The sequence below is a fragment of the Actinomadura mexicana genome (assembly GCF_900188105.1).
Classification (GTDB): domain Bacteria; phylum Actinomycetota; class Actinomycetes; order Streptosporangiales; family Streptosporangiaceae; genus Spirillospora; species Spirillospora mexicana.
This window is the reverse complement of the sequence record NZ_FZNP01000024.1, coordinates 34,444-59,239: the sequence shown is the minus strand read 5'-3', so window position 1 is coordinate 59,239 and position 24,796 is coordinate 34,444. Positions and strand designations below refer to the sequence as shown.

The window sequence follows — 24,796 nt, the reverse complement described above, 5'->3', positions numbered from 1 at the left end:
GTTCTACGCCGACGCTACACGTCCCGGCCGCGGCGCGAAAGCGAACCGCGCGGTCCCGCGTCTCAGGCGCGTTCGAGGACGACGACGGGGATGTCGCGGTCCGTCTTCTTCTGGTACTCGTCGTAGTCCGGCCAGGTGGCGGCCATCTTCCGCCAGAGGGGCGGCTTCTCCTCGGGCGTCGCCGTGCGGGCCCGCGCGGTGAACTTGTCGCCCTTCACCTGCACCTTCACCTCGGGGTTCTCCTCCAGGTTGAGGTACCAGAGCGGCGGCTCGTCCGCCCCGCCCTTGGACGCCACGACGAGGTAGGCGTCGCCTTCCGGCTGGTAGATGAGCGGCGTCGTGTGCTCCTTGCCGCTGCGCCGTCCGGTGGTGGTGAGCAGGAGGGTGATGGTGCCCTGCCAGTCGTGTCCCTCCGCGCCGTCGGTCGCCTGGTACCGCTCGACGTGTTCCTTGCCGTACAGCATGGTTCTCTCCTCATCTCGCCATCGCCATAAGGACGCCCCCTTGTAACCCGCGGGTCGGAGCCGTCCTTCCCGGGATCACTACCCTGGCGTGGTGGAAGATGCGGCGGAGGTGGCGCGGCGGTGCGCCGAGACGATGTACGCGCAGGACAAGGTGGCGCAGGACCTCGGCATGCAGATCACCGAGATCGCGCCGGGGCGGGCGCGGCTGCGGATGACGGTGGCCGGCGCCATGGTGAACGGGCACGGTATCGCCCACGGGGGCTACCTGTTCCTGCTCGCCGACTCGGCGTTCGCCTACGCGTGCAACACCTATGACTCCGTGACGGTCGCGGCGTCCGCGGACGTGGTGTTCGTCGCGAGCGCGCAGGGCGGGGACGTCCTGGAGGCGACGGCGGTCGAGCGCGCCCGGTACGGGCGCAGCGGCATCTACGACGTCACGGTGCGGCGCGTCCCCGGCGGCGAGGTCATCGCGGAGTTCCGCGGCGGAAGCCGCAGCCGGGACCAGCGCGTCCTGGACGGCGGCGCGCCCTGAGGCGCGCGGGTCACAGTTCGTCCAGGACCCGGGTGAGGTAGCGCGAGGTCTCGTCGGGACGCTCGGCGGTGATGCACAGGTTGTTCATCGCGCGCATGTAGGTGTCGACGTCGGTCGGCTTGTCGAGGTAGAGCGCGCTGGTGAGCTGCTCCAGGTAGACGACGTCGGACAGGCCGGGCTCGGCGAAGCGCAGGATGGTGAACGGGCCTCCCGCGGCGGCGTGCCCTCCCGCGCCGAACGGCACGATCTGCAGCGTGACGTTGGGCAGTTCCGACACCTCGATCAGGTGCCGGATCTGTTCGCGCATCACCTCGCGGCCACCGAGGGGGCGGCGCACGACCGCCTCGTCCAGCACGGCCCACAGGGTCGGCGCCTCGGGGGAGGTGAACCGCTCCTGCCGGGTGGTGCGGACCTGGACGCGGCGCTCGATCTCCTCGTCGCTGGCGTCGGAGTACCCGAGCCGGATGACGGCGCGCGCGTAGTCCTCGGTCTGCAGGAGACCCGGCACGAACTGCAACTCGTAGGTGCGCAGCAGGGAGGCGGCCTCTTCCAGCCCCAGGTACACCTCGAACCAGCCCGGGAGGATGTCGCCGTACCGGTGCCACCAGCCGGGGGTGTTGGCCTCCTTGGCGAGCGCCAGCAGCGGGGCGCGCTCCGCGGGATCGGAGACTTCGTACAGGGTGAGCAGATCGGCGACGTCGCGCTCCTTGAAGCCGACCCTGCCCAGTTCCATCCGGCTGATCTTGGAGTGCGAGCCGCGGATCTCGTAGCCCGCCTGCTCGGTGGAGATGCCGCGAGACTCGCGCAGCCGCCGCAACTGCGCGCCGAGGAGAATGCGCAGGACAGTGGGCCCCCCGCGGCGCGGATAATCGATCAGCCGTCCGGCCGGATCACCTTCGGACGGAGGTGTTGGGGCAGCTGAATCCTGGGGCAAGGGGTCACCAGCCAGTCGACGGGTCTGCTCGTGGGCGGAACGGCACCGCCCTATGTTAGAGGATGCGCGCACGCTTTTGGGTAGTAGGAATACCGCCTTGCGGTCCGGACGCGCCCGAACGGCGGTTGACGTGCGCGAAGCCGCCGCGGAGTCCCGTGACCAGTGCTGTCGGTGGCGGTGCGGCTGCGGAACGTTGCAGTGTCGTTGCATCCGAGTTGGCCCGGTGGTCATTTTCCAGCGCCCGGGCCACGGTTGGCGCACGAATTGCGGATCGCTCTCCCGCATTGCGGGCGGCCAATCCTGACAGGCCATTTCGCGGCTGGTCGTCGTCTCCGTAAATGTCCCTGACCACTTATTTGGCGAGAACATTCCCCGGGGCAGGTGCCGCGCGGTCGTCCCGGCCGAGTGATGAAGCTCTCGTTCCGCGCGGGCGTGATCCCGGGCGCCCGCGGCGTTCACACTGCAGAGCGGCGGCCGCGGCCGCCGGCGAAGACGGCGGAGCACAACCCGCGCACCTGGGAGAACACATGAACGCGACCCGTGAACGACCGGAGATCCGATTCCTGACCTCGGGCGACGTCTCGGCGCACGAGCGCGCGGCGGCCGAGCGGGCCGTCCGCGACGCGCTGGCCGGCGCCCGCGGCGCCACGTCCGTCCAGGTCACGCTGAGCGTGGTGGCCGACCGGTCGCTGCCGCGCCCGGCCCTGGCGCAGGCCGTCGTCGAGCTCGACGGCCGGCGCGTGCGAGCGCAGGCCGCGGCGCCCCGCATCGACGAGGCCGTCGACATGCTCCGCGAGCGCCTGGCGGTCCGGGCGAGCTCGCTGCAGGCAGGCTGAGCCTCTCCGCACCCGAACGGCGGCGCCCCGCGCGGGGACGCCGCCGCCGGCGGCTTGGGGGACGTCAGGCGTCGCGCCTGGCGAGGACGAGGGCGGCCAGACCGAGCGGCACGAGCGCGTACGCGAGCAGCAGGGCCGTCGCCGCGCCCGGGGACAGCAGATCGCCGTAGACGGAGTTGTCCGCGCCGAGCCCCGCCATCTGAGCGGGCAGGCCACCGGGCATGACCGAGCCGACGCGCTCGTTCCACGGCCGCGGCAGGTGGAAGACGAGCAGCGGCAGGACGTGCCACAGGAACGCCACCGACACGAGCGTCCCCGCCGTGGAGCGAAGCAGCACGCCGAGCGACAGGCCGAGCAGCGCGAACAACGGCACCGCCGTCCCCTCGACGAGGAAGCCGGGCAGGTCGTGGACGATGGACGCGTGCTGGTCCGGGAACGGGCGGTCGCCGATGACGAGCCGGGTGCCGAGGAACGAGCCGACCGTCGCGGCCTCCCCGGTGACCAGGGCGACCGTCCCGACCACCACGGCCTTGGCCGGCAGCAGCGGGCTGCGCCTCGGGAGCACGGTGAGAGTCGTGCGGATCATCCCCGTGCGGTACTCGGAGGTGACGGACAGCGCGCCGAGCACCGCCAGGCACAGCGACGCCACCCACGTGCCGAGCTCCTGCAGCGGGCGCAGCAGGAACTCTGCACGCCGATCGGCGGAAAGGCCGTCCCAGACGTGCGCCATCTGGACCGCGAGAAGCACGGTGCACCCGGTGAAGGCCGCCGTCACGGCCAGTACCCAGTAGGTCGAGCGGATCGAGCACAGCTTGCGCCACTCGGCGGCCACCGCGTGGACGATCACGGGGCCCGCCGCGTGAACGAGAAGGCGCCGGCCCCGAGCGCGACCACCACGTACGTCACCAGCAGCGCGATCGCGGCGGACGGCGCCAGCACGCCGTGGTCGGTCGACGAGCCCGGCGCACCCGCGATCTGGTTGGACAGGCTGCCGGGAAGCGCCGACCAGATCCGCTCGTCCCACGGCGAGGGCAGCAGCTGGGCGAGACCGGGCGCCACGAAAAGGACGGCCATGCCCGCGGTGATCGTCGCGGCCGTGGAGCGGAGGACGGCCCCCAGCCCGAAGGCGATGAGCGTGACCGCGGCCGTCGTCACGCCGAGCCACAGCAGGTGGACCGCGACGTCCGGCGCCGGGCCCCGGAACGCGGCCACGGGACGATCGCCCACGATGGCGTTCCCGGCGGCGGTTCCGGCGGCGAGCGCCGCCAGCGACGCGGCGAGCATCATCGCCGCCGCCACCCCGCCCTTGGCCGCGTACAGGGCCGGGCGGTTCGGCAGCACGGCCAGCGTCGTCCGGACCATGCCCTGCGCGTACTCCGACGTGATCGTCAGCGCCCCCAGCACCACCGCGCACACCGGCAGCGCCACCGCCAGGGGCTGCTCCGCCGGGGCCGCCTTCGCCGTCGCCTTCCTCGCGGCCGGCAGACCGTCCCAGTAGCGGGTCACGTACCAGGACCACAGGAGACACAGCAGCATGAACGCCGCGACCGTCCCGAGGACGGCGAACGTCGAGCGGGTGGTGCGGAGCTTGCACCACTCCGCGGCGAGCGCGTCGATCACGGCGCCACCGCCCCGAACTCGGTGCTCTCCGCGGTCAGCTCCATGTAGGCCTCCTCCAGGGAGGCGCTGTGCGGCGTCACCTCGTGCAGCGGGATCCCGTGCACCGCGGCCGTGTCGCCGATGGCGGCCACGTCCAGCCCGGTGACCGTGAGGGCCCCGCCCGGCACGGCCTCGACGAGGCCCCCCGCCGCGGCGAGCACGGCGGTCAACTCCGCCGGACGGGGCGAGCGGACCAGCACCCCGCGCCGGAACCGGTCCGCCAGTTCCCGCACCGACGTGTCCGCGATCAGCCGCCCGCGCCCGATGATGACCAGCCGGTCGGCCGTCAGTTCCATCTCGCTCATCAGATGGCTGGAGATCAGGACCGTCCTGCCCTCGGCGGCCAGCGCCCGCATCAGCTCGCGGATCCAGCGGACGCCGTCGGGGTCCAGGCCGTTCACCGGCTCGTCGAAGATCAGCACCCCCGGATCGCCCAGCAGCGCCGCGGCGATCCCGAGCCGCTGCCGCATCCCCAGCGAGAACCCGGCGACCCGCTTGCCCGCGACCCCGGCGAGCCCCACCTGCTCAAGGACCTCCGTCACCCGCCCCATCCCGATCCCGTTGCTGCGCGCCAGCCAGCCGAGATGGTCGAACGCCCGGCGCCCGCCCTGCACCGCGCCCGCGTCCAGCAGCGCTCCCACCTCGCGCATCGGCCGCTTCAGCGCCGTGTACCGCCCCCCGTTGACCAACGCCTCGCCGGACGCCGGACGGTCCAGGCCCAGCACGATCCGCATCGTCGTCGACTTGCCGGCCCCGTTCGGGCCGAGGAACCCCGTCACCGTCCCCGGCCTCACCGTGAAGGACAGGCGGTCCACCGCGGTCGTGCCGCCGTAGCGCTTCGTCAGCTCGCGTACCTCGATCATGGGGTCGAGCGTCGTACGCGACCGTCCCTGGGCACATCGGAACGCGGGCGGGAACCGTGCGTACGACCGTGCTCCGAGACCGTCCCACCGCCTCCGCCCCCGGTATGACGGCCGCCGGCATGAGGCGCGGGCACCGCCGTGCCGCTACCTTCGTGACGTGGACGAATCCGAGCTGCGCTCTCCGCTTCCGCGGCTCGGCCGGCGCGGCCTCATCGGCCTCGACGCCGGGGCCGCGCTCGTGTACGCCCTTGTGCTCCTGGTGCTGCCGGCGGGCACCGACGCCTCGCCGCTCCTCGTCCTCCCGCTCGTCGCCGCCGCGGCCCTGCCCCTCGCGGTGCGGCGCCTGTGGCCCCTCCCGGTATTCGCCGCCGTCCTGTCCGCCTCGACCGCCACGCTGCTCCTCGGCCTGCCCTGGGACACCTACGCCGCCGCCGGGCTCGCCCTCTACCAGGTCGCGCTCACCCGGCGCCGCCGCCGCCGGGTCCCCACGCTGCTCATCGGCGTCGCCAGCGCCGTGTTCATCTTCGCCGGCGCCGTAGCCGGCCCCGTCGGACCGCAGGCCGAGATCCTCGGAAGGCTGCTGCTCGGCGGCTCCGTCCTCGGCGCGTCCTGGACACTCGGCCGCCTCGTCCGCGAACGCCGCGCGCACGCCGCGCACGCCGCCCGGCGCCTCGCCGACCAGGCCGTCTCCGACGAGCGGCTCCGCATCGCCCGCGAACTCCACGACGTCGTCGCGCACAGTATGAGCCTCATCGCCGTCAAGGCCGGCGTCGCCGTCCACGTCGCCGAGGCCCGTCCCGAGGAGGCCCTCGACGCCCTCCGGGTCATCGAGACCACCAGCCGCGGCACGCTCGCCGAGATGCGCCACCTCCTCGGCGTCCTGCGCACCGGCGCCGCCGACGCTGACCTCACCCCGTCCCCGGGCCTCGCCGACCTGACCGCCCTGGCCGAACGCGCCGCCATGGCCGGTGTCCACGTCGACCTGGACGTCGACAGCGGGGAGCTCCCCGACGGCGTCGCGCTCTCCGCCTACCGCATCGTCCAGGAAGCGGTCACCAACGTCGTCAAGCACGCGGCCCCCGCGCGCTGCCGCGTCCGCGTCAGAGCCGACGGGCTGCGGATGCGCATCGACGTCACCGACGACGGGCCCGGCACCCGCGTCCTGCCGGGCGGCGACGGGCACGGCCTCATCGGCATGCGCGAACGCGTCATGATGTACGGCGGCGACTTCACCGCCGGCCCGCGTCCCGAGGGCGGCTTCGCCGTTTCCGCCGCCTTCCCGTACGACTCCTAGGAACCCCGTTGGAACTGCGCGTCCTCGTCGCCGACGACCAGGCCCTGCTGCGCGGCAGCTTCCGCGTCCTGATCGACACCGCCCCCGGCCTGCGCACCGTCGGCGAGGCAGGCACCGGGGCCGAGGCCGTCGAGCTGGCCGCCCGGGAGCGCCCGGACGTCGTCCTCATGGACGTCCGCATGCCCGGGATGGACGGCATCGAGGCCACCCGGCGCATCTGCGCCGACATCCCGGGCGTCCGCGTTCTGATCCTCACGACCTTCGACCTGGACACCTACGTCTACACGGCGCTGCGGGCCGGGGCGAGCGGCTTCCTGCTGAAGGACACCCCGCCCGCCGACCTGCTGTCGGCGATCCGCGTCGTCGCGTCCGGCGAGTCCCTGCTCGCCCCGTCGGTGACCCGGCGGCTGATCGCCGAGTTCGTCCGCCGCCCCGGCCCCGCGCAGCCCCCGCCGACCGGACTGGACGCCCTCACCGACCGCGAGCGCGAGGTCCTCGCCCTCATCGCCCGCGGCCTGTCCAACACCGAACTCGCCGAGCACCTCCACCTGAGCCCCGCCACCGTGAAGACCCACATCGGCCACCTGCTCGCCAAGCTCCACGCCCGCGACCGGGCCCAACTGGTCATCACCGCCTATGAGACCGGCCTCGTCCGCCCCCGCTGACTCCCGCGCGGGACCCGGCCTGGACCCCGGACGGGGCAGGGGCGGCGAGAGTCCACCTGAGGTACTCGGAACGTACGGGCCTGTGGCGTCGGGTCCGTGGTGCAAACCGCGGTGCGGGGTGAGGTTCACGTGGCGCAGGGGCGCGTGGTCCGAAGTGCGACGGTCGCTGTGGTCAGAGAAGGGCCGGGGCCAGGCGTTCGTACTGGTCGGCGGCCGAGGCCAGGTCTGGTGCGAACACCGTGACGCAGACGTGGTCGGCTCCCGCGTCGAGGTGTCCCCGGATCCGTTCGGCGATGGCGGCCTCGTCGCCCCAGTTGAAGCAGGCGTCGACGACCTCGTCGGAGCCGCCGCCGGAGACCGCTTCGTCCCCGTATCCGAGCGCCTTGAGCGAGCGGACATAGGGCGAGCCCGGAAGCTCCAGCATCCGGGTCCCTCTCGCGAGCCCGCGCGCCTTCACCGGATCCGTCTCGAGGATGGCGGTCTGCATGACGATGAGCAGCTTGTCGTCGCCGAGCCTTTCTCGGGCCTGCCTGGTGTGCTCGGCGGGCATCGCGGCGGGAAGGGCTCCGTCCGCGCGGTCCCGGGCCAGTTCCTGCATCTTCGGGCCGAGGGCCGCCAGCAGCCGCGGGAAGGGCTTCCCGGGTACCGGAGCCGCTTCGACGGCCGCGTCCATGCCGTCGAGGTACTCTCGCATCCGGTTCAGCGGGCTGGTCCACTTCTGCCCGCTCTGCTCCACGATCGCCCCCATGCTGACGCCCACGCCGAGCGCGAGCCGTCCGGGGTAGGCGTCGGCCAGGACCGACGCGGCGCCCTGCATGGCGGCGGGATGCCGCGCCCACAGGTTCGCGATCGCCGAGCCGAGAACGATCCGCTCCGTTGCCGCGAGCATCACGCTCAGCTGCGTGAACACCTCCCGGCCGCCGATGGCCTCGTTCACCCATATCGCCCCGTAACCCGCCCGCTCCACGCGCTGCGCCGCACGCCGCCAGTCGTCGGCCGGCGCGATGGGCGTCACGAGCCCGACGCCGATCCTGCCGAGCCCGGCCCGCGCCTCGTCCACCGCCGCCATCGGTCCTCCTATAATCGGAACGATCAACCCGCTTAGGACGTTACCGGAACGTCCGCCCCGCTTGTCAACCGATGGAGGAGGCGCCGGTGAGCGGACGGCCCCAGCGCGCCGACGCGCGCCGGAACCGCGAACGCATACTGGAGGCCGCGTTCGAGGCGTTCGCCGCGGACGGCCGCCTCGTCCCGCTCGACGACATCGCCCGCCGGGCGGGCGTCGGAGCCGGGACCGTCTATCGCCACTTCCCGACCAAGGAAGCCCTGTTCCAGGCGGTCGTCACGGATCGCATCGAGCGGATCGTGGACGAGGCGCAGGCCCTCGTCCACGCGGAGCAGCCGGGGGAGGCCTTCTACGGCTTCCTCATGCGGGTCGTGGAGCGCGCGATGTTCAACCACGCCCTGTGCGACGCTCTGGCCGCGGACCTGCGAACGCTCGACGCCTGCGGCACGGACGAGCAGTTCACCGCCGTCCTGGACGAGCTGCTGCGGCGGGCGCAGGCCGCCGGCGAGGTCCGCCCGGACGTGAACGTGCACGACGTCCGCACCCTCATGGTCGGGGCCATGCTGATGGAACGCCGGCAGCGCCCCGAGGGCCGTCCCGGACGCATGACGGCACTGGCGTGCGACGCCCTCCGGCCCGTAACGAAAGAAGACGAAACACGGTCCGGGGAGCGTAACGAAAGGCGGTGCGAGGTGTGCGGAAAGCCTCTCACCTCGGCCCCGACGGGGCGTCCCGCCCGCTTCTGCGGCGCCGCCTGCCGCCAGAAGGCCCACCGCCGCCGGAAAACCGCTTGAGTCGCGGCGGCCGTACCGACCGATCCCGACCGCCGCGTCTTCCGGAGCTCCGAGGATTGGCGCCGCCGGTTCGCGGAGGCGGTCGTGCATGTCCAATGGGGCCCCGAACGCTCCCTCCACGGCCGGAGGCTTGAAGCGCGCAGCATCCGGATAGGCCTCAGCCGCCACATCGTCGACCGCTATGTCGACGACTGGGTCCTCGGCATCGAGCACCTCACCCCGCTGGTCCGAAAGATTCAGGGACTACGCAAGGCCGGCCGGACACCTCAAGCCGCCGCATCATCGCGTGAGATAAGCCTCCAGGCGGTCGGCCAGTTCCCGGGGCCGGCTCAGCGCGACAAGGTGTCCGCCCGGCATCTCGTCCACGGTGATTCCCAGCCGTTCGCCGACCACCTTTCGCTGGAACTCCAGCGGGAAGAGGCGGTCGTCGCGTGCCTGCAGGAACACGGTCGGGGTGCCGGGCCACTCGTGGAGCGGCCAAGGCTCCGCGAACGGGGTGGACGACTGCGCGGGCTCCTGCGACAGCGCCACTGCCTTCACATCGTCCGGCACGTCGTGGAAGAAGCACTCCTCGACGTCGAATTCCGCGGACGGCGTCCGTCCCTCGCGGGCCGCCTGGTCGGACATCGCCTTCGCCTGCCCCGTGTTCTCCCACCAATCACCGCCCGTCTCGCCCGGCGACGGGACCATGGCGTTGAGCAGCACCAGCAGGTCGACCGGCAGCCGCTCGCAGACGAGCGGTGCTGTGAGGCCGCCCATCGACTGCGCCACCAGGATGATGTCCGTCCGGTCGCCGATCGCTTCGACGACCGTGTCGGCGTAATCCGTCAGGCCCGCAGCGTCATCACCGGCCGGAAGCTCGACGGCCACGGCATCGTGCCCTCGCGCCCGCAGCTCCGGCACCAGACGATGCCAGTACCAGGCCTGTCCACCCGCGCCCGGGATGAGCGTGTAGGTCGCCATGTTCATCGTCCTCCGTAGTGCGCCGGCACCGACACTAGCGAGCACCGCGGACACTCCCCTTCCCGCGAGTCCTGAGCCGGGAAGGCAGGTGCGCCTGAATACTTTGAATCGCCCTGGCGTGTCGCTCGCTTCGAACGTGTGTTCGGGCTAGCTTGTCGTCTCGTGCTGATCGATGAACCGGTCTCGGCGGAGACCACACCCATGGGCCGCCCCTCCCAGATCACCGGCCCCCGAGGCCGCTACCACGTGCGCCGGGTCCTCGAAGAATGGCAGGCCCCAGGCCAGGCGAGGTTCTACCGCCTTCAGGTGGCGACACCGGACGGCCCTGCGATCGCCGAGGTCATCGCTCCCCATACGCCCGGCCCCTGGACCCTCCATCAAGTCTGGTCCTGACCCCTTCCAGGCCCGTACGCACTGCCCTCCCCGCCTACCGGCCGTGCCGAACGCCCCACGTCCGCGCGTGGGGCGCTGGCTCCGCCGTCCGCAAGGAGAGCCCGCCCCCGCACCGCGCCCGCCCCCGCACCGCGCCCGCCCCCGCTCGCGCGCCGCGCCCGCTCGCGCGCCGCGCCCGCTCGCGCGCCGCGCCCGCTCGCGCGCCGCGCCCGCTCGCGCGCCGGGCGCTCGCGACGCTGAACCGCCTCCCGAGCATTTCCCTGCAAGTGAACGGGAGCCAAGCGTCCTGGAAGCGGCGCCCGGAGGGCCCGTCGCACCGAGTCGGCAGGCGTTGCCCGCGTGCGCCTCGCGCTGCCGTGAGCGACAGATCTTGATCGGCCTTCTTGTCCGGTGCGTACCTTGGCGTGGCGTGCGCAGGAGGCGAGGATCGCCGCCATGGACCTGTTGGAGACACTGATCGGCAAGGGGCTGCGCCGGGAGCCGTTGTCCCGGGCCGAGGCGCTCGCGGTGCTGGAAACCTCTGATGACGAGTTGCTCGACGTGGTGGCCGCCGCCGGCAAGGTACGCCGGCACTGGTTCGGGCGCCGGGTCAAGCTCAACTATCTGGTCAATCTGAAGTCGGGGCTCTGTCCTGAGGACTGCTCGTACTGCTCGCAGCGGCTGGGGTCGAAGGCGGGGGTCCTGACCTACACCTGGCTGAAGCCCGACGAGGCGGCCGCGGCGGCCGGAGCGGGCGTGTCCGGTGGCGCCAAGCGCGTGTGCCTGGTGGCCAGCGGGCGCGGTCCGTCGGACCGGGACGTGGAGCGGGTCGCCGGCATCATCTCGGCGATCAAGGAACGCGACGAGGACGTGGAGATCTGCGCCTGTCTCGGACTGCTGTCCGGCGCGCAGGCGGGACGGCTGCAAGAGGCCGGCGTCCACGCCTACAGCCACAACCTGAACACCGCCGAAGCCGCGTATGCGGACATCTGCACCACGCACGAGTTCGGCGACCGGGTCGACACCGTACGGCAGACCAAGGCGGCAGGACTGTCGGCCTGTTCCGGGCTGATCGCCGGTATGGGGGAGAGCGACGCGGACCTGGTGGACGTGGTCTTCGCGCTGCGCGATCTGGACGTGGACTCGGTCCCGGTGAACTTCCTGATCCCGTTCGAGGGAACCCCGATGGCCGAGAAGTGGGCCCTCACCCCGCAGCGCTGCCTGCGGATACTGGCGATGGTGCGTTTCGTCTGCCCGGACGTGGAGGTGCGTCTCGCCGGCGGGCGGGAGATCCATCTGCGGACGCTTCAGCCCCTCGCACTGCACGTGGTCAACTCGATCTTCCTGGGCGACTACCTGACCAGCGAGGGGCAGGCAGGCAGGGCCGATCTCGACATGATCGCCGACGCGGGCTTCGAGGTCGAAGGCACGGCCACCACCACGCTGCCCGAACACCGAAGGCGATCGAGGGCCTCCACGTCCGATGACGAACCCGAACGAGGAGAGGTCGACGACGACCGCCCTCCGCACCCCCTCGGGCCTGCCCGAGCAGACCTGGTGACAGTGCGCCGCCGCGGAGCCGGCACAACCCTTCCCCCCAACGCCTAACCCCCAAGTGCTCCCGGCGAGGCCCTCAACACCACCCCCACCAAACCAGCCTCAGAACCACCCAAAAGCAGCGCCTCCCCAGGCCGAGCGCCTCCCCGGATGCGCTGGCGTTTCTGTCGCGCTGCCTCCGCGGACCGGGAGAAGCTTGAGGTGGTCGGCTAGTTGTTCTGGTCACGGAGGTTGTGGACGTTGACGACTCGCAGCTGATGATCTTGGGATGAGGGAGGGCCTCCGGGTTCGGTGTGGATTGCGACATCTGCATCGGCATTCCAGGAGGCCCTCACGGCCCCGCCGTAACGCTCCGCCCCTGATCGCTCGGAAGGTCAGTGGGAGAGGCGAAGGACGTGGCGCTTGGAGAACGCTCCTCGTTCCGCCGCCTTGGCAGCGCGGTGCTCTTCCAATTGCTCGGGCGTGAGGCCGTGGAGAGCGGCGAGGGCGTGAAGTACCTCCAGAAGGTCGGCGAGCTCCGCGGGATCGCCGGTCGCGCTGTACTCGCCGGCCTCCTCGTAGAGCTTGTTGCGCAGCAGCACCGCCTGTTCCTCTTGGGCGGCGGTCCGCGTTTGCGGGGACCCGCCCGCACCCCGGATGATCTCGGGGATCCGATCGCGGACGAGCTTCTCGGATCGGCGTCCGTCCCTGGTCTGGTGGACGGTCCCGCCGTGCCGCCGGTCGAGGCACTGGACCCACTTGAGGGCGACAGCCGCCGTCTGGACCAGTTCGTTACGGAGGCTTCGCGGGTCGGACTCGGCCAAAGCCTCGTAGAACTCCTCGGTGAGGATGTGGCGCCACGTCAGCTCGCCACGCGCCCATGCCGCGGCGCATTCCTGCTTCGCCTCCTCTGCGCGTGCGGTGAAACCCGGCTCGGTCCCGTCAGGGAAATCCTGAACGCCCCACATCCGGTCCTGGGCTTCACGTTCTGCCACCACATCCGCCAGCGCCCTCGCGAGCGATCCCGGTGCCTGCTCGTTCTCCATGCCCGATGACTTCTCTATGCCCGACGACTGCTCCATGCCCGACGACGTTAGCCACTCGGACGGCCCGCCGTGGCGTGGTCCGGTTCGCAGCTGAGCAGTTCATGCAGGACGGGCGGGAGTTCGTCCCACAGCCACTCGTTCAGCGTGCCCGGAAAATCCGCGGGCGGGCGTACGGCCAGGCGGTGGGGCGTCACCTCGATGAGGCGTACGCCGAGAGGGCCGTCGTCCCACATGGGGTCGCGGTTGCCCCAGAAGGCGGAGAAGTCGGCGCTCGTCAGCAGCAACTCCGCGGGCAGGGCGTGCGCTCCTGGATGCCTGCCGAGTGGCAGCAGCCGCTGGGCGGCGGTGCGCAGGACGTTGAGCGCGGCCAGGTCATGCGGGCAGGCGACGTCGGTGATCTGCAGTTCGGGCAGGCCGAACCGGCACAGCCCCCGGGTCGTGAGGTAGACGCAGGCGCAGCCGTCGATGTCGTCCTCGTCGGCGGCGCAGCGGCCGGAGTTCCTGTAGGGCGGCAGGGCGACCCCGAGCCAGTCGTCGGCGAGGGCGAACTCGTCGAATCTCCCGAACGGCACGACGGGCAGGACCTGGCTCGATACAGGGTCCACGAGCACGCCGCAGACCGATTCGGCGATCGCCTTCGCCGCGGCGCGGGCGAGGTGAGGCCCTAACGGCAGATCACCGGCGGGCAGGACCGATGTGACGCCGATGTGCTGCGTCGCTTGGCGGAGCCTTCCGGTGTCGTCGGCGTCCGGGCCGGTGACTCCGGAGAGGTCCCACGGTGAGTTCACCGCGGGGTGGCAGGCGAGCGCGAGTCGGGGAGAACCGAGCCGTTCCGACATCGCCGCCGCGAAGGAGCCGGAGAACCTCCGGAGGATCGCCGCCGACAGGTCGCCGGGGTTCCTGTCGGTCGCGACGACGAAATCGGCGGTCGTCTCTTCGGGGACCGTGATGGTGACGCGCATTGCAGCCTCCTCGTGGCCGGTGGACCGGCATGCGAGGTCCAGCATCGAGGAGGCCGCCAGGTGGGCCGAGGAGAACGAGATTCTGTGGATAACCGCTGCCCGCGTCGCGGAACGGCCGGGCCGGCGGCAGGCCGAGCCCTCCCGGTGGGAGTCGGAACGCGCAGGTCAGGGACCAACCCGTTGATCGAGCCCGCCCGCCGGCGGACGGGCGGCGCGGTGGCGTGCAAGGTCGGCAGGTCGGTGAGGACCGTCGTCCTGTCATCTCCGTCAGGGCTGACGTGGTCGGGAGCGCCGATGGCGATGACGACGTTCGTGGAGTCGATGACCCCCTCGTACGCGGATTCGGCGATGCCCTCAGCGAGCTGGTGATCCCCAGCGGCATCGGCAGACCCGGCGGTGTCCCAGGAGATGATCATGGGCGGGCGGGGGGTCCCCCGCCCGCCGCGCACGATGAGTCCGCCGTCCCGGGGCCGCGCTCGGGAACCGCCGTCAGCGGGCGGAAAGCTCCACGAAGTGGCGCTCGCCCGGTCCGACGTACACCTGGCGCGGACGACCGATCTTTGTGGACGGGTCGTTCATCATCTCGCGCCACTGGGCGATCCAGCCGGGGAGCCGGCCCAGGGCGAACAGGACCGTGAAGGCGTTCGTCGGGAACCCCATGGCCTTGTAGATGACGCCCGTGTAGAAGTCCACGTTCGGGTACAGCTTGCGCTCGACGAAGTAGTCGTCGCTGAGGGCGACCTCTTCGAGGCGCATTGCCAGGTCAAGCAGCGGGTCGGACTTGCCGAGCGCGTCCAGGACCTTGCCCGTCGCCTTCTTCACGACGGCGGCGCGCGGGTCGTAGTTGCGGTAGACGCGGTGCCCGAAGCCCATGAGCTTGACGCCGGGCTCCTTCTTCTTAACGCGCTCGACGAAAGAGTCGATGTCGTCGCCGTTCTCGTGGATGCGCTCCAGCATCTCCAGGACGGCCTGGTTGGCGCCACCGTGCAGCGGGCCGAACAGAGCGTCGACGCCCGCGGACACCGAGGAGAACAGGTTCGCCTGGCTGGAGCCCACCAGCCGCACCGTGGAGGTGGAGCAGTTCTGCTCGTGGTCGGCGTGCAGGACGAACAGCATGTCCAGTACTCGCGCGATCTCCGGGTCGATCTCGTACGGCTGCGTGGGCAGGCCGAACATCATGCGCAGGAAGTTCTCCACGTACCCGAGGGAGTTGTCCGGGTAGAGCAGCGGCTGCCCGTTGGACGTCTTGTAGGCGTAGGCCGCGATGGTCGGGAGCTTCGCGATGAGCCGGATGCTCGACCGGTCGACCTGCTCCGGGTCGAACGGGTCGAGGCTGTCCTGGTAGAACGTCGACAGGGCGCTGACCGCGGACGAGAGCACGGCCATCGGGTGCGCGCGGCGCGGGAACGCGGAGAAGAACGCGCGGAACTTCTCGTCCAGCAGCGTGTGGCGGCGCACGCTGTCGGTGAACGCGCCCACCTGGTCCGCCGTCGGCAGCTCGCCGTAGATCAGCAGGTAGGCCACCTCGAGGAAGGACGACTTCTCCGCCAGTTCCTCGATGGGGTAGCCCCGGTAGCGCAGGATTCCCGCCTCACCGTCGATGTAGGTGATGGCCGACGTGGTGGACGCCGTGTTGGTGAACCCCGGATCGAGCGTGACATGGCCCGTCTCCTTGAGGAGGCTGCCCACGACCAGCCCCGAGGGGCCCTCGGTCGCCTCGCTGACCTCCAGAGGCATGCGGCCGCCCGCGTGGTCGAGCTCGAAATCCGACATACTCGCTCACTCCCAACTGCGTCCACACCTGCGTAGACGTTCCGGTTTCATCGTATCCACGTGATCACAGGGGCTGATCCGGGCCGTCCCCGTTGACGGCGGACCGACCGGTCGCGGCGGGTGCGCGAGCCGCTCACGTCTCGTCGTGCCCGCCCCACCGGTGCTCGCGGACGCGGCGTCCCCGGACCTGTTCGCCCCTGCACCGGAACGGGACGAGTCAGCCCGTAACGCCTGGTCCGGCTGGCCTGGGCAGAAAGTCGGACGGTCAGCAGCGATCGACCAAATTTCGCCCTCCCCGCCGGTCGTTCACCGGCCGGTCGGCCGGCGCGGCGTTCTCATGATCTCGCGCAACGGGAGAGGATGCCACGGAGGCCCCTCGGCGCCCTGCCGGCGAAGCCGGCGAAAGTGAGAAGAATCTCAGCCCCCTGCCGCCATGGCCGACCGGCCGTATGGCCCTGTGCACGTCCTATTCGTGCGGCACACGCACGGTCGGCTGCTCCGCCGTCAACTCGACCAGTGTCCGCTCCTGGACGTCGATCAACTGCTCGACGTCCATGGGCGGCCACTCGTCGCCGTAGTGCGCGTCCAGCAGCGTGCTCAGGGCGACGAGGATCTGCTCGGGTGTCGGACGTTCCCCGGGGTCCTTGGTGAGGCAGCGCGTGACGAGCCCCAGCATGGGAGCCGGCAGGAGCGCTAGGTCGGGTTCGCCGTAGACGATCCGTCCGCGAACCTTGCGCCCGCCACCGAACGGCGCCGCGCCGGTCGCCGCGAAGACGAGCGTCGAGCCGAGGGAGAACACGTCGCTTTCCGGATGGACGGGGTCGCCGAGGGCCTGTTCCGGTGACATGTACGCGGGCGTCCCCAGGATCTCCGTGCGCGAGAGCGGCAGCGCGTCCAGGAGCCGGGCGATGCCGAAGTCGATGACCCGCGGCCCGTCCGACGCCAGCAGGACGTTGGACGGCTTCAGGTCGCGGTGGACGATCCCCGCCCCGTGGATCGCGATGAGCGCCTCGGCCAATCCGGCTCCCAGCCGGCAGGCCGTCTGCTCCTGGAGCGGCCCCTTCTCCCGGACCACCTCGGAAAGACTCACGCCGCGGATGTACTGCGTCGCCAGCCACGGCCGGGCCGCGTCCGGATCGGCGTCGACGACGGGCGCCGTGTAGAAGCCGCTCACGGAGCGCGCCGAGGTGACCTCGCGGCGGAACCGCTCCCGCCACCTGGGATCGTCCAGCAGTTCCGGCCGGATGACCTTCACGGCGACCAGCCGCCTGCTGGGTGACGCCCCGAGGAACACCTCGCCCATGCCACCGGAACCGAGCCGGGCGACCACGCGGTACGGGCCGATCATCTGGGGAGGTTCGGGCTGCATGGACACGGCCATCCGATCATGGTGGGGCGTGATCAAATCGTGCCACGGGACTCGGGTTCGTCCGACCGCTCACGTCCAGGAAAGCGCGCTCCGTTCGGCCCAGTAGCGTTCCGCTGGGACGTTCAGCCTCGCCATGTCTCCCAGGTCGCCCTCATCGAGGAGGACATCCGTCGCCGCGAGGTTGGCCTGCAACTGGGCCGTGCTCACCGCGCCGATGAGGACGGTGCCGGCCCAAGGCTTGCTGAGTGCCGCCGCGAGAGCCACAGCGTCCGGCCCCACGTCATGCTTGGACGCGAGATTCTGGACTTCCAAGGGTGGCCGCACGGCAAGCCTGCCGTTCGCCATCACCTCCTTGAGCAGCACATGCAGACCGGCGTCATCGGCCTCGCGCAGCGCGTCTCCAGCAGAGGTTTCCAGAATGTTCCACGTCGATTGGACCGTGCTGAACAGCTTCTCACCGGCCACCTCCAACCCCATGGCGCGCCTGATCGTGTCCGCCTGCCGTGGACCCGACGTCGAGAACCCAACGCGCACACCCTCAGCGGTCAGCTGGGCCAAAGCCTCCTGGAGGGGGACGTCCCGGAACAGCGGACTCTCTTCGGTGAGCGAATGCACCTGGTAGACGGCCAGGTGCCCGTCCAGAAGGCTTCGCGTCTCTTCATACTGGGTCTGAAAGCGGCCAAGGCTGTGCTCCTTGACCTCGTGCACCTTTGCGTCGGTCTTCCACTCGCCGACGTAGGCGTAGCCCCACTTGCTCGACACGCGGACCCCCTCAGGAGCGCGTGCCGCCAGCCAGCCGCCAAGGAACTCCTCTGCTCTGCCGTAGGAGCGCGCAGCGTCCATCCATCGGACACCTGCCGCGTAGGCAGCGTCGAGGACGCTCCAGGTCGCCTCGCGCATCGCCTCCACGCTCCGCCCAGGCGGCAGTTCCCCGGCGCTTCCCACATTGATGTAGGCCGGCCGCCCCAGCGCGGCGAGACCGACTCCGAGCCGACGTACCGCGTCCATCGCGTCCATCGCGTCCATACCTTCAGCCTTCCATGCAGACGCCCCGGCCCTTATCCACAGAACGGCGTTCTAGTCGGCGTTGCGGCATCCATCCATGAGGCTGGGTCACGTCCACGTCAACGCGACAGGAAGGGCCCGGCAATGCTTGAGACGACGCGCGCCGATCACAGTGCCTACCAGCTCGCCCTCCTTCTCGGTCTCGCTCGCTGGCAGCTGCGCCTCGGCCTGGAACACGGGCTTCTCCCGAAACCCGACCTTGAGGGGGGCCGGTGGTCCGCAGCCCTCGCCGAGGGGGCCCGCGGCCGCTGCGAGGAGATCATCGCCCGGTTCGGCGACGAACCCCCGATCGGCTCGGCAAGGGCCGCCGCCCGGCTGGCGTCCCGAGTGGGCCTGGACGTCGAGCGCGGGGACGTCGAGGTCCTGGTGACCCAGGGCGGTCTCGACGTCATCAGCACCTTCCGCGGATTCCCCGTCTACCTGCTTCGTGACCTGGACGGGCTCGATCCCGACTCCGTGCGCCGAGTGGTCACCGCCAGGAAGGGCCCGCTTGCCGACACCGTCGACGCCGGCGGAGCGGCGACCATCCTCGGCTGGCCCCGCAAGACCTTCGACCGGATCGCGAGCGAACGCGGCGTGGCAGCGGACAGGCTCGGCCGCTACGCGCTCTCAGCCGTCCAGGCGCTGAGCGCGGACGAGCACCTGAACCGTCGAGTAGGGGAGGAGCAACGGACCATGACCCTCGCCCGAACGCGCCGGTCCGAGTCCCGTGTCGAAGACGTGGTCCGCGCCTGGATCCTGCGGTGCTCTGCCTTTGTGGACCGCGACGCCGGCCAGCCCCCGGACACCGCCGCTTTGGGACGGGCGCTGAGGAGCCTCACGACGATCAGGGCCGATATAGCGAGGCAAGAAAGCCTTACGCCCTGAGCCCCACCCGCGTGGTCCCTGACATCCGGACGGGCTGCGCACGAAGCAATGGTGACCTGGGTAAGCCTGGAGTTGCCGCTCGGTGCCGTTCGCCTGGAGAGATCTGGCTGTCAGGGGCAGACCTTCGAGTGTTGTCTAACCGCGGCGGGAGGTCGAGCGGCGGCGGCTCGGCGGCTTCTGGCTGTCCTTGTGCTGATCCACGATTTCGAGGAGACGGTCACGGGCTTCCGTACGGGACATCGCCGGAAGGCGGGGAGGGAAGTTGGACGCCACGGGGGGAGGCGCCTCGACCAGGCCCTCGTCGTCGATCGTGGCCTGGTCGCCCGTCCAGTGACCGAGCAGGATCGCGAACACGGCGTCCGGGTGGTGGGTGAGGAGCGCCGTGATCCTCTCAGCCTCCTGGGCGCAGTCGGCCACCAGAAGGAGACGACGCCCCTGGGATGCACCGCTTTTCTCGCGGATGGCGAGTTCCGTCTCCAGGTAGGCGAGCGCCGCGTCGAGGTTCCCTGGGATGAAGAGCCCGGCCGTGTCGTCGTCGAGAAGTTCGTCCTCGGCCAGCCCGAAGAGGGTGATGGCGTCGGGCCGCGGGACGACGACCAGCGAGTCGTCACCGTGCACGTCGAGTGCGGTCAGCGCCAGTACCCGCGCGGTGGACGTGGCGCCCGGACCCCTGAGGCCCGCGGCCGGCGAGGCGAACGGGTTGAGCGCGGGGCGGTAGGTGAATCGCGCGGCCCGCGGTGTCCGGGCATCGGGCGCGGGAACGGGGGACGCACCGGCGGTGGCGGCGTTGTAGATGCGATGCCGGAACGGGTAGCACATCGCCGCTGCGGCGGGGAGCAGAAGGCCGAGAAGCAGCACAGGCTGCAGCGAGGAAGGACGTGAATCGACCTCGTCGGCCTGTTCGCGTGCTCGTGCTGGGGCGGAGGCGGCGGGTGTGCGCTTGGAAGTGCTCGGGGAGGGGGTGGGGGACGGGCGTGCGCTTTTCGGACGGCCCGGCGTGGCGGCATGGGGCGCCGGGTTCTCGCGCGGATGCGGCGATGCCACTTTGTGTTCCTTGGGTTTCCGGTCATACCGGTCGCCCCAGCGAGGAAATTCTCGGCCGTGTGCCGAACGTCTCCGAGACCTCTCGTACATCGCCACCCATGCCTCCTTGCATTGATGTGCGGTGTACCGGTCGCCGACGGCGTGGCGACAGACAGGTGGGACGGGCCTGCGCGGTTCCGGCTCGGTTCCGGTGGCCGCGTCGGACGGAACCGCCGCACCGATACTGATGGCGCCGGCCATGGCGGTACATCCCAGGAACCCGCAGGTGCAGCGGAGCCATTCGCCGAAGGCGACGGCGAGTCTGGGATGTGCCAGGAAACGGTTCATCTTCGCCCCGGGGGATCGCGTCGGTCACCGTGTGAATGCCGATGGTAGCCACTTCGGCTACAGAGCGTTGAGCATTACCCACAGTCCGCTCATATGATCAGGTGCAGCCGTTGCCGCCGCGTCCGCGACTGAAATGTATGCCATATTCCGGATCATCCTGAAATCCCGCCGCCTGCCCCCTCGGGTTGCCCGCCGGGCCCCCAAAGCGCTGATTTACCGCGAATTCAAAGGGATGCGCGATGTGGAGGACCGGTGATAAGACATCCGCAAGCAACGACACGTGCGTGATCAGCACATGGTCGGGCTTCTTGAGGCGCCTCCCGTAGTGGCATGCTCGGGTGACGGTGCGGTCCCAAAACTGTCACTCGCTGTCACTGCGGCTAATGATCGAATTTGCGGGTGTTCGACCCAGCCGACCCGGCCAGGAAGCCAAGGGCCCGCCGGCCCCAGACGAAGACGGGAGTAGCGGTATTTCGGCCTCTCCCTAGGCTGGACCGACGGCAGAGTCGGGCTTGTCGGGATCGACTTGGTGCCGCCCTTTTTTGATCTTCTACCGCGGTGATGGCGGCGCCGGACGCGCCGACACCGTGCGGGGCAGCCCGGCCGGCCGCCGGAGCGCAGTACGCCGACGCCCTCCCACGGTCCGATCGGCCGCGCTGCCACCCAGCTGTCCCTTGCTCTCGCTCCCATGCAGGAGGGGGGCAGGTCTCGGTGGCTCCGTGACGGACATCGTGGCTGAGATCCGGTACCAGGCGGTGGCGATCAGGCGCTGACCTGTTGGGGTTCTGTGGTGTGGTCGGCCGGCTTGTGGAGCTTGGGGCTTCGTGCGGGGCGTCGCGAATGGGCCCGGCCGTCCTGGCGTGGGACGGCCGGGAGGTTCTGCGGTGCCGGCGTGGGCTTGGAAGTGCTGCGAGTGGTCGTGTCGATGAGGATGAATCCTGCTCGGGAGCCGTGGTCGAGAGCTTCGGGGCGGTAGGAACTGGTGGCCATGGCGGTGACGGGTGGGCGATGGCCTGTTGAAGGGTGGGCGGTGGCTGTCTGGTCGCTGCGGTGCCCGGGCTTTGGAGGCGCGGTGCTAGGCGGCCGTGGGGAGGGGGTGGGGTGCGGGGGCTTCTTGGGTGTCGTGCAGGCCATGCGGGACGGTGTCGCCCCAGAGCCATTCATTGATCGTGCCTTCGAAATGGGCGGGCTGGCCTACGTCGATGAGGCGGGAGGTCAGTGGGGAGAGGCGGACTTGGAAGGGCGACGGCGGGGTGAGGGGGACTCGGCGGGTGGTGCCCCAGAAGTCGTTGAAGTCGCTCTGGGTCAGGTCGAGGGCGTCGGGGATCGTGCGGTCGCCGACGGCCGGGCCGGTGGCCAGCCAGGACCAGTGGTCGGTGAGGAGGCGGCGGGCGGCGGTGCGCAGGACGTTGAGGGCGGTGAGGTCATGCGGGCAGGCGACGTCGGTGATCTGGAGTTCGGGGAGGCCGAAGCGGCGCAGGCCGCGGGTGCGCAGCCGGAGGCAGGCGCAGCCGTTGACGCCCTCCGGATCGACCCCGGGGTCGGCGGCGGTGCAGCGTCCGTTGGCGCGGAACGGCGGCAGGACGTCGCCCAGCCATCGGTCGGCCAGGACGAAGCGCGTCCTCTCCCGGCTGGACGGCGTCAGGACGTGGCCCGTGACCAGGTCGGCGGCTATCCCTCCGGTGGCCTCGGCGATGGCGTACGCGGCGGCGCGGGCCACCTGGACCGCTCGGGGCTGGTCGGTGATCGGGGCGAAGGCGGTGACGACGGCGAATTGCTCGGCGTCGTTGAAGGGTCGCGCGAGCTGCCGGTCCTCCGGTCGGGCCGCCTTGATCTGCCCTGGGTCCCAGCGAAGGCGGGAGAGGTCTTCGCGGGCGACCTGGAGATGGCGCGTGCCCAGACGCCCGGCGATGTGGGCGAGGTAGGGGCCGTCCGCGGTTCTGAGAAGCGCGGCGGGGCCGTCCGGGATGTTGGTGGCGGCCACGGCGAACCGTGAGGTCGTGGTGGACGGGATCGGGAAGGTGATCGTGGCCATGGGACTCCTCCTCGGTTGTCTGGACGCGCCCAGCATGCGCGGCGGTCCGGACGAGGGGCAGCAGAACGGGGTTCTGTGGATAACTCGATGCCGTCTGGGGCGGCTGTGAGGCCGGTGACCGCTCGGGGGCGGGGGCGCGGTGGGGCCGGCCGGGCTCGTGGGGGAGGCGAGGTTCCGGTCTTGGGGCCGCCGGAGCGGGTGATCCGGCGGATCGGCCGAGAGGCTGCGGTGACAGACACGTCTGTCTAGCTCCGACACGCCGTTCGCCATGGAAAAGACCAGCTTCGGCCGAATTCGCGGTGATTCGCGCGGCATCGTCGGCGCAATCGGGGGGAATGTGTACGTTGGGGAGATCAACACTGCTGTGAGCTGCGGGGACGGGCCCCGCCGCCCAGCCTTGGAATCAGGAGGTCCCCGTGGCTCGAACACTGTCGAGGGGCACCCGTGTCACCGGTGCCGAACGCACCAGGCTCGCCGCCGAACTCGCTCCGCGGTACGCCGCCGGCGAGAGCATCCGCGATCTGGCCGCCGAGACCGGCCGGTCGTACGGGTTCATCTACAACGTCCTGAAGGAGGCGGGAGTGCCGCTGCGCGGCCGGGGCGGCAACACCCGGCGCAAGAAGGACTGACCCGCTCCCGAGCACAGCGAGACAAGGAAGAAGCGAGCACATGGCCGGACGTCCCCCTCGCCCCCCGGGGGGACCCCGTGCGCTACGGACCGCGGAACGCCCCGGTGACCTCGGAGCGCCCGTTCAGGCTGGCGAGGTCGGCGGCCGCCCGCCCGGCTACCCAGCCCTCATAGTTGGAGACCGAACCCGCCCGCCCTTTGGCGAGGTCGGGGAACATCGTGTCGACGGCCTGATCGACGACCTGGTCGCGCGCCGCCAGCACGGGAAGCAGATCCTTCCCGCCGGCGCCCGCGGCCGCCCTGTCCGCCGCGCCTCGCAGCCGCTCCCCGATGCGGACGGCGTAGGCGTTGAGGAACGCGTGGCGGAACGAACGCGTCCGTGACCGTCCGCGCGCGTCGCGTCTGGGACCCGCGTGCACCATGGCGGACGTCGCCTGCACCAGCAGCGATGTGAACAAGATCTCCACTGCGGCCAGGTCGGCCGGGAACCCGAGGACGGTGGAGAACCCCAGCTCCCGATGCCAGATCGCGCGGCAGTGATTGGCCTCGGCCACCACCGTCAACAGGACCGCCTTGGGTGCGTCGTAGGGACTGTCCACCGCGATGCGGCGCCCGTCCGGGCCGCACACTTCGCCTGTCTCCGCGGCGAGCAGCGCTTGGTCGATGCTGTGCCGCGCCATCAACTCCTGGGCGCGCGTGCTGAGCGCTTCCGCCTCCTCGGGGAACTCGGTCGACTCGGCCTTGGCCAGGAGTGCGCGGACCCGTCCCAGAATCCGCTGATCGGCCTCCGCCCGCCTGCCTCCGCCAGCCTCCCCAGGTGACCCACCACGGGCCCTCCTCGGACCGGACGTATCGCTGCCGGGGCGGGGCGTTCCCTGGGAGCCCTGGTCCGTATCGGCGCTGGGGTTTCCTGCGCTGAACGTCCCCGGGCCAGGGCCGTTCGCGCGGGAGGTGTCTGTGCCGGGCTGCCCGGCACCAGGGGGTGGGGTGATGGAAGGGAGCCTCGCGAGGGTTTCCAGAAGGTGGATGAGTTCGACGGCGCAGGCCACGTAGGTCGCGCGTTCGACTCCTTCGCGGCGGCACCAGCGGGACGGATGGGAGCCGTCCTCCGGCCACCACACGTCGGCGTGGAGGGCGGCCAGCTGTTCGCGCCAGCGATCGCCGACGGTGGCGGGGGAGTAGGCGCGCATCTCGTCGGCGATCGCGTCGGTGGCAAGGCGCGCGTGGCGGGTCGTGTGCCGGCGGGCGGTGAAGCGCACCAGGTCGGCCGGTTGCCAGCCGCGCTGCCAGGCGGAAGTGATCCCGTGCCGCAGCCGGTCGGCGAGGCAGCGGTCGGCGGCGGCCGTCCAGCCGGGGGTGTCGGGACGGTCGGTCAGTTCACCCACGAACCGCCGGAACGTGGTGCGGTCGCCGCGGGCGAGCGATCGCACCGCCTCGTCCGTGGTGAGGGCGACCGGGGCTTCGAACGTCCGGCCGCCCCGCCAGGTCTTCCGCACCGTCACTCCTCCCGTCGACGTCACCCGGGGGGACGATCCTCCCATCCGGCGGCGACGAGGTTCAGCCGCTGTCCGGCCGGAACGAGCAAAGGGCCCCGTCGAGTCAGTTGGGTCGCGGGAGGCGAGGTCGTCCGAATCATGTTCGGTCTTTGCGAGCGGCCGACTGCACCGAACCCGGCCTTGGACAGCGGGAGGTGGACCGCTGT

26 protein-coding genes and 1 pseudogene are annotated in these 24,796 nt (G+C 71.0%); 11 read left to right on the top strand and 16 right to left on the bottom strand.

Going from position 1 to position 24,796, the window contains the following annotated elements; translation table 11 throughout:
* Positions 1-62: 62 nt before the first annotated feature.
* On the bottom strand, positions 63-464 hold the full coding sequence (locus tag CHC11_RS37185; RefSeq protein WP_089316585.1) for a nitroreductase family deazaflavin-dependent oxidoreductase: 402 nt from the start codon (positions 462-464) through the stop codon (positions 63-65).
* Positions 465-597: 133 nt separating this feature from the next.
* Between CHC11_RS37185 and paaI the strand changes: the two genes are divergently transcribed.
* Positions 598-996 carry a hydroxyphenylacetyl-CoA thioesterase PaaI gene (gene paaI / locus CHC11_RS37180; RefSeq protein WP_089316626.1) on the top strand — a complete coding sequence of 133 codons (399 nt, stop codon included), beginning with the start codon at positions 598-600 and terminating at the stop codon, positions 994-996.
* Positions 997-1,006: 10 nt separating this feature from the next.
* Here paaI and CHC11_RS37175 read toward each other — a convergent pair whose 3' ends face one another.
* Positions 1,007-1,873, bottom strand: a complete 867-nt coding sequence (locus tag CHC11_RS37175; RefSeq protein WP_089316625.1) for a helix-turn-helix domain-containing protein — start codon at positions 1,871-1,873, stop codon at positions 1,007-1,009.
* A 584-nt stretch (positions 1,874-2,457) separates the two neighbouring features.
* Between CHC11_RS37175 and CHC11_RS37170 the strand changes: the two genes are divergently transcribed.
* Positions 2,458-2,766 carry a hypothetical protein gene (locus CHC11_RS37170; RefSeq protein WP_089316584.1) on the top strand — a complete coding sequence of 103 codons (309 nt, stop codon included), beginning with the start codon at positions 2,458-2,460 and terminating at the stop codon, positions 2,764-2,766.
* Between the two features lie 64 nt (positions 2,767-2,830).
* Here CHC11_RS37170 and CHC11_RS37165 read toward each other — a convergent pair whose 3' ends face one another.
* The 3 genes from CHC11_RS37165 to CHC11_RS37155 are packed head-to-tail and all read right to left on the bottom strand — an operon-like array spanning position 2,831 to position 5,288.
* On the bottom strand, positions 2,831-3,613 hold the full coding sequence (locus tag CHC11_RS37165; protein WP_089316583.1) for a hypothetical protein: 783 nt from the start codon (positions 3,611-3,613) through the stop codon (positions 2,831-2,833).
* Positions 3,610-4,386, bottom strand: a complete 777-nt coding sequence (locus CHC11_RS37160; protein WP_089316582.1) for an ABC transporter permease — start codon at positions 4,384-4,386, stop codon at positions 3,610-3,612. Before CHC11_RS37160 ends, CHC11_RS37165 begins: the two co-directional genes overlap by 4 nt.
* Positions 4,383-5,288 (bottom strand): ABC transporter ATP-binding protein, encoded by a 906-nt coding sequence (locus tag CHC11_RS37155; protein WP_089316581.1) that lies wholly within the window; start codon positions 5,286-5,288, stop codon positions 4,383-4,385. The genes CHC11_RS37160 and CHC11_RS37155 overlap by 4 nt, the downstream gene beginning before the upstream one ends.
* A gap of 157 nt (positions 5,289-5,445) precedes the next feature.
* On the opposite strand from CHC11_RS37155, the gene CHC11_RS37150 reads away from it, so the two are divergent.
* Complete coding sequence (locus CHC11_RS37150) at positions 5,446-6,582, top strand: sensor histidine kinase (protein WP_245920249.1); 1,137 nt, start codon at positions 5,446-5,448, stop codon at positions 6,580-6,582.
* Positions 6,583-6,590: 8 nt separating this feature from the next.
* The gene (locus tag CHC11_RS37145) at positions 6,591-7,247 is read left to right on the top strand and encodes a response regulator (RefSeq protein ID WP_089316579.1); all 657 of its coding nucleotides are present in this window, start codon (positions 6,591-6,593) and stop codon (positions 7,245-7,247) included.
* A gap of 172 nt (positions 7,248-7,419) precedes the next feature.
* Here CHC11_RS37145 and CHC11_RS37140 read toward each other — a convergent pair whose 3' ends face one another.
* Entirely contained in the window at positions 7,420-8,316 is an 897-nt protein-coding gene (locus CHC11_RS37140) for a TIGR03620 family F420-dependent LLM class oxidoreductase (RefSeq protein WP_089316578.1), read from the bottom strand.
* A gap of 86 nt (positions 8,317-8,402) precedes the next feature.
* Between CHC11_RS37140 and CHC11_RS37135 the strand changes: the two genes are divergently transcribed.
* Together CHC11_RS37135 and CHC11_RS44000 are read left to right on the top strand one after the other, a co-directional pair.
* Positions 8,403-9,107 carry a TetR/AcrR family transcriptional regulator gene (locus CHC11_RS37135; RefSeq protein ID WP_218826406.1) on the top strand — a complete coding sequence of 235 codons (705 nt, stop codon included), beginning with the start codon at positions 8,403-8,405 and terminating at the stop codon, positions 9,105-9,107.
* An 18-nt stretch (positions 9,108-9,125) separates the two neighbouring features.
* A pseudogene (locus CHC11_RS44000) lies at positions 9,126-9,371 on the top strand (DUF4291 family protein); the annotation flags it as partial.
* 15 nt (positions 9,372-9,386) lie between these two features.
* On the opposite strand, the gene CHC11_RS37125 reads toward CHC11_RS44000, so the two are convergent.
* Positions 9,387-10,076 (bottom strand): alpha/beta fold hydrolase, encoded by a 690-nt coding sequence (locus CHC11_RS37125; protein WP_245920248.1) that lies wholly within the window; start codon positions 10,074-10,076, stop codon positions 9,387-9,389.
* 156 nt (positions 10,077-10,232) lie between these two features.
* Here CHC11_RS37125 and CHC11_RS37120 point away from each other — a divergent pair, with 156 nt between their 5' ends.
* Positions 10,233-10,463, top strand: coding sequence for a hypothetical protein (locus CHC11_RS37120; RefSeq protein ID WP_089316576.1), 231 nt, complete (start codon positions 10,233-10,235; stop codon positions 10,461-10,463).
* Between the two features lie 435 nt (positions 10,464-10,898).
* Positions 10,899-12,050 carry a biotin synthase BioB gene (bioB, locus tag CHC11_RS37115; RefSeq protein WP_089316575.1) on the top strand — a complete coding sequence of 384 codons (1,152 nt, stop codon included), beginning with the start codon at positions 10,899-10,901 and terminating at the stop codon, positions 12,048-12,050.
* 323 nt (positions 12,051-12,373) lie between these two features.
* Here the strand turns inward: bioB and CHC11_RS43100 are convergent, their stop codons facing one another.
* Together CHC11_RS43100 and CHC11_RS37100 are read right to left on the bottom strand one after the other, a co-directional pair.
* Positions 12,374-13,060 carry a nucleoside triphosphate pyrophosphohydrolase gene (locus CHC11_RS43100; RefSeq protein ID WP_245920247.1) on the bottom strand — a complete coding sequence of 229 codons (687 nt, stop codon included), beginning with the start codon at positions 13,058-13,060 and terminating at the stop codon, positions 12,374-12,376.
* A gap of 11 nt (positions 13,061-13,071) precedes the next feature.
* On the bottom strand, positions 13,072-13,986 hold the full coding sequence (locus CHC11_RS37100) for a hypothetical protein (RefSeq protein WP_089316574.1): 915 nt from the start codon (positions 13,984-13,986) through the stop codon (positions 13,072-13,074).
* 180 nt (positions 13,987-14,166) lie between these two features.
* Between CHC11_RS37100 and CHC11_RS37095 the strand changes: the two genes are divergently transcribed.
* Positions 14,167-14,355: a hypothetical protein gene (locus CHC11_RS37095; protein ID WP_089316573.1), complete on the top strand. Its 189-nt coding sequence runs from the start codon at positions 14,167-14,169 to the stop codon at positions 14,353-14,355.
* Positions 14,356-14,475: 120 nt separating this feature from the next.
* Here the strand turns inward: CHC11_RS37095 and CHC11_RS37090 are convergent, their stop codons facing one another.
* The 3 genes from CHC11_RS37090 to CHC11_RS37080 all read right to left on the bottom strand — a co-directional run bounded on the left by CHC11_RS37090 (position 14,476) and on the right by CHC11_RS37080 (position 18,154).
* On the bottom strand, positions 14,476-15,759 hold the full coding sequence (locus CHC11_RS37090) for a citrate synthase (protein WP_089316572.1): 1,284 nt from the start codon (positions 15,757-15,759) through the stop codon (positions 14,476-14,478).
* A gap of 466 nt (positions 15,760-16,225) precedes the next feature.
* On the bottom strand, positions 16,226-17,140 hold the full coding sequence (locus CHC11_RS37085) for a serine/threonine-protein kinase (RefSeq protein WP_218826405.1): 915 nt from the start codon (positions 17,138-17,140) through the stop codon (positions 16,226-16,228).
* Between the two features lie 57 nt (positions 17,141-17,197).
* Positions 17,198-18,154 (bottom strand): aldo/keto reductase, encoded by a 957-nt coding sequence (locus CHC11_RS37080; RefSeq protein WP_218826404.1) that lies wholly within the window; start codon positions 18,152-18,154, stop codon positions 17,198-17,200.
* Positions 18,155-18,277: 123 nt separating this feature from the next.
* Here CHC11_RS37080 and CHC11_RS37075 point away from each other — a divergent pair, with 123 nt between their 5' ends.
* Positions 18,278-19,060, top strand: a complete 783-nt coding sequence (locus CHC11_RS37075; RefSeq protein WP_089316571.1) for a hypothetical protein — start codon at positions 18,278-18,280, stop codon at positions 19,058-19,060.
* A 135-nt stretch (positions 19,061-19,195) separates the two neighbouring features.
* Here the strand turns inward: CHC11_RS37075 and CHC11_RS37070 are convergent, their stop codons facing one another.
* The 3 genes from CHC11_RS37070 to CHC11_RS37065 form a co-directional block, all read right to left on the bottom strand.
* Positions 19,196-19,918, bottom strand: coding sequence for a hypothetical protein (locus tag CHC11_RS37070; protein ID WP_089316570.1), 723 nt, complete (start codon positions 19,916-19,918; stop codon positions 19,196-19,198).
* Between the two features lie 610 nt (positions 19,919-20,528).
* A complete protein-coding gene (locus CHC11_RS40820) occupies positions 20,529-20,726 on the bottom strand; it encodes a hypothetical protein (RefSeq protein ID WP_143227446.1) in 198 nt (65 codons plus the stop codon).
* 780 nt (positions 20,727-21,506) lie between these two features.
* Complete coding sequence (locus tag CHC11_RS37065; protein ID WP_089316569.1) at positions 21,507-22,466, bottom strand: hypothetical protein; 960 nt, start codon at positions 22,464-22,466, stop codon at positions 21,507-21,509.
* Positions 22,467-22,882: 416 nt separating this feature from the next.
* On the opposite strand from CHC11_RS37065, the gene CHC11_RS37060 reads away from it, so the two are divergent.
* Entirely contained in the window at positions 22,883-23,095 is a 213-nt protein-coding gene (locus CHC11_RS37060; RefSeq protein ID WP_021594883.1) for a helix-turn-helix domain-containing protein, read from the top strand.
* 82 nt (positions 23,096-23,177) lie between these two features.
* Here the strand turns inward: CHC11_RS37060 and CHC11_RS37055 are convergent, their stop codons facing one another.
* Positions 23,178-24,590 carry a DUF2786 domain-containing protein gene (locus tag CHC11_RS37055; RefSeq protein ID WP_245920246.1) on the bottom strand — a complete coding sequence of 471 codons (1,413 nt, stop codon included), beginning with the start codon at positions 24,588-24,590 and terminating at the stop codon, positions 23,178-23,180.
* Positions 24,591-24,796: the final 206 nt, after the last annotated feature.

Coding starts and splice junctions, on each gene's coding strand:
- CHC11_RS37185 (WP_089316585.1), bottom strand. CDS start 464: ATGCTGTACGGCAAGGAACACGTCGAGCGGTACCAGGCGACCGACGGC.
- CHC11_RS37125 (WP_245920248.1), bottom strand. CDS start 10,076: ATGAACATGGCGACCTACACGCTCATCCCGGGCGCGGGTGGACAGGCC.
- CHC11_RS37155 (WP_089316581.1), bottom strand. CDS start 5,288: ATGATCGAGGTACGCGAGCTGACGAAGCGCTACGGCGGCACGACCGCG.
- CHC11_RS37075 (WP_089316571.1), top strand. CDS start 18,278: ATGCTTGAGACGACGCGCGCCGATCACAGTGCCTACCAGCTCGCCCTC.
- CHC11_RS37080 (WP_218826404.1), bottom strand. CDS start 18,154: ATGGACGCGATGGACGCGATGGACGCGGTACGTCGGCTCGGAGTCGGT.
- paaI (WP_089316626.1), top strand. CDS start 598: ATGTACGCGCAGGACAAGGTGGCGCAGGACCTCGGCATGCAGATCACC.
- CHC11_RS37170 (WP_089316584.1), top strand. CDS start 2,458: ATGAACGCGACCCGTGAACGACCGGAGATCCGATTCCTGACCTCGGGC.
- CHC11_RS37065 (WP_089316569.1), bottom strand. CDS start 22,466: ATGGCCACGATCACCTTCCCGATCCCGTCCACCACGACCTCACGGTTC.
- CHC11_RS43100 (WP_245920247.1), bottom strand. CDS start 13,060: ATGGAGCAGTCGTCGGGCATAGAGAAGTCATCGGGCATGGAGAACGAG.
- CHC11_RS37085 (WP_218826405.1), bottom strand. CDS start 17,140: ATGGCCGTGTCCATGCAGCCCGAACCTCCCCAGATGATCGGCCCGTAC.
- CHC11_RS37090 (WP_089316572.1), bottom strand. CDS start 15,759: ATGTCGGATTTCGAGCTCGACCACGCGGGCGGCCGCATGCCTCTGGAG.
- bioB (WP_089316575.1), top strand. CDS start 10,899: ATGGACCTGTTGGAGACACTGATCGGCAAGGGGCTGCGCCGGGAGCCG.
- CHC11_RS37140 (WP_089316578.1), bottom strand. CDS start 8,316: ATGGCGGCGGTGGACGAGGCGCGGGCCGGGCTCGGCAGGATCGGCGTC.
- CHC11_RS37100 (WP_089316574.1), bottom strand. CDS start 13,986: ATGCGCGTCACCATCACGGTCCCCGAAGAGACGACCGCCGATTTCGTC.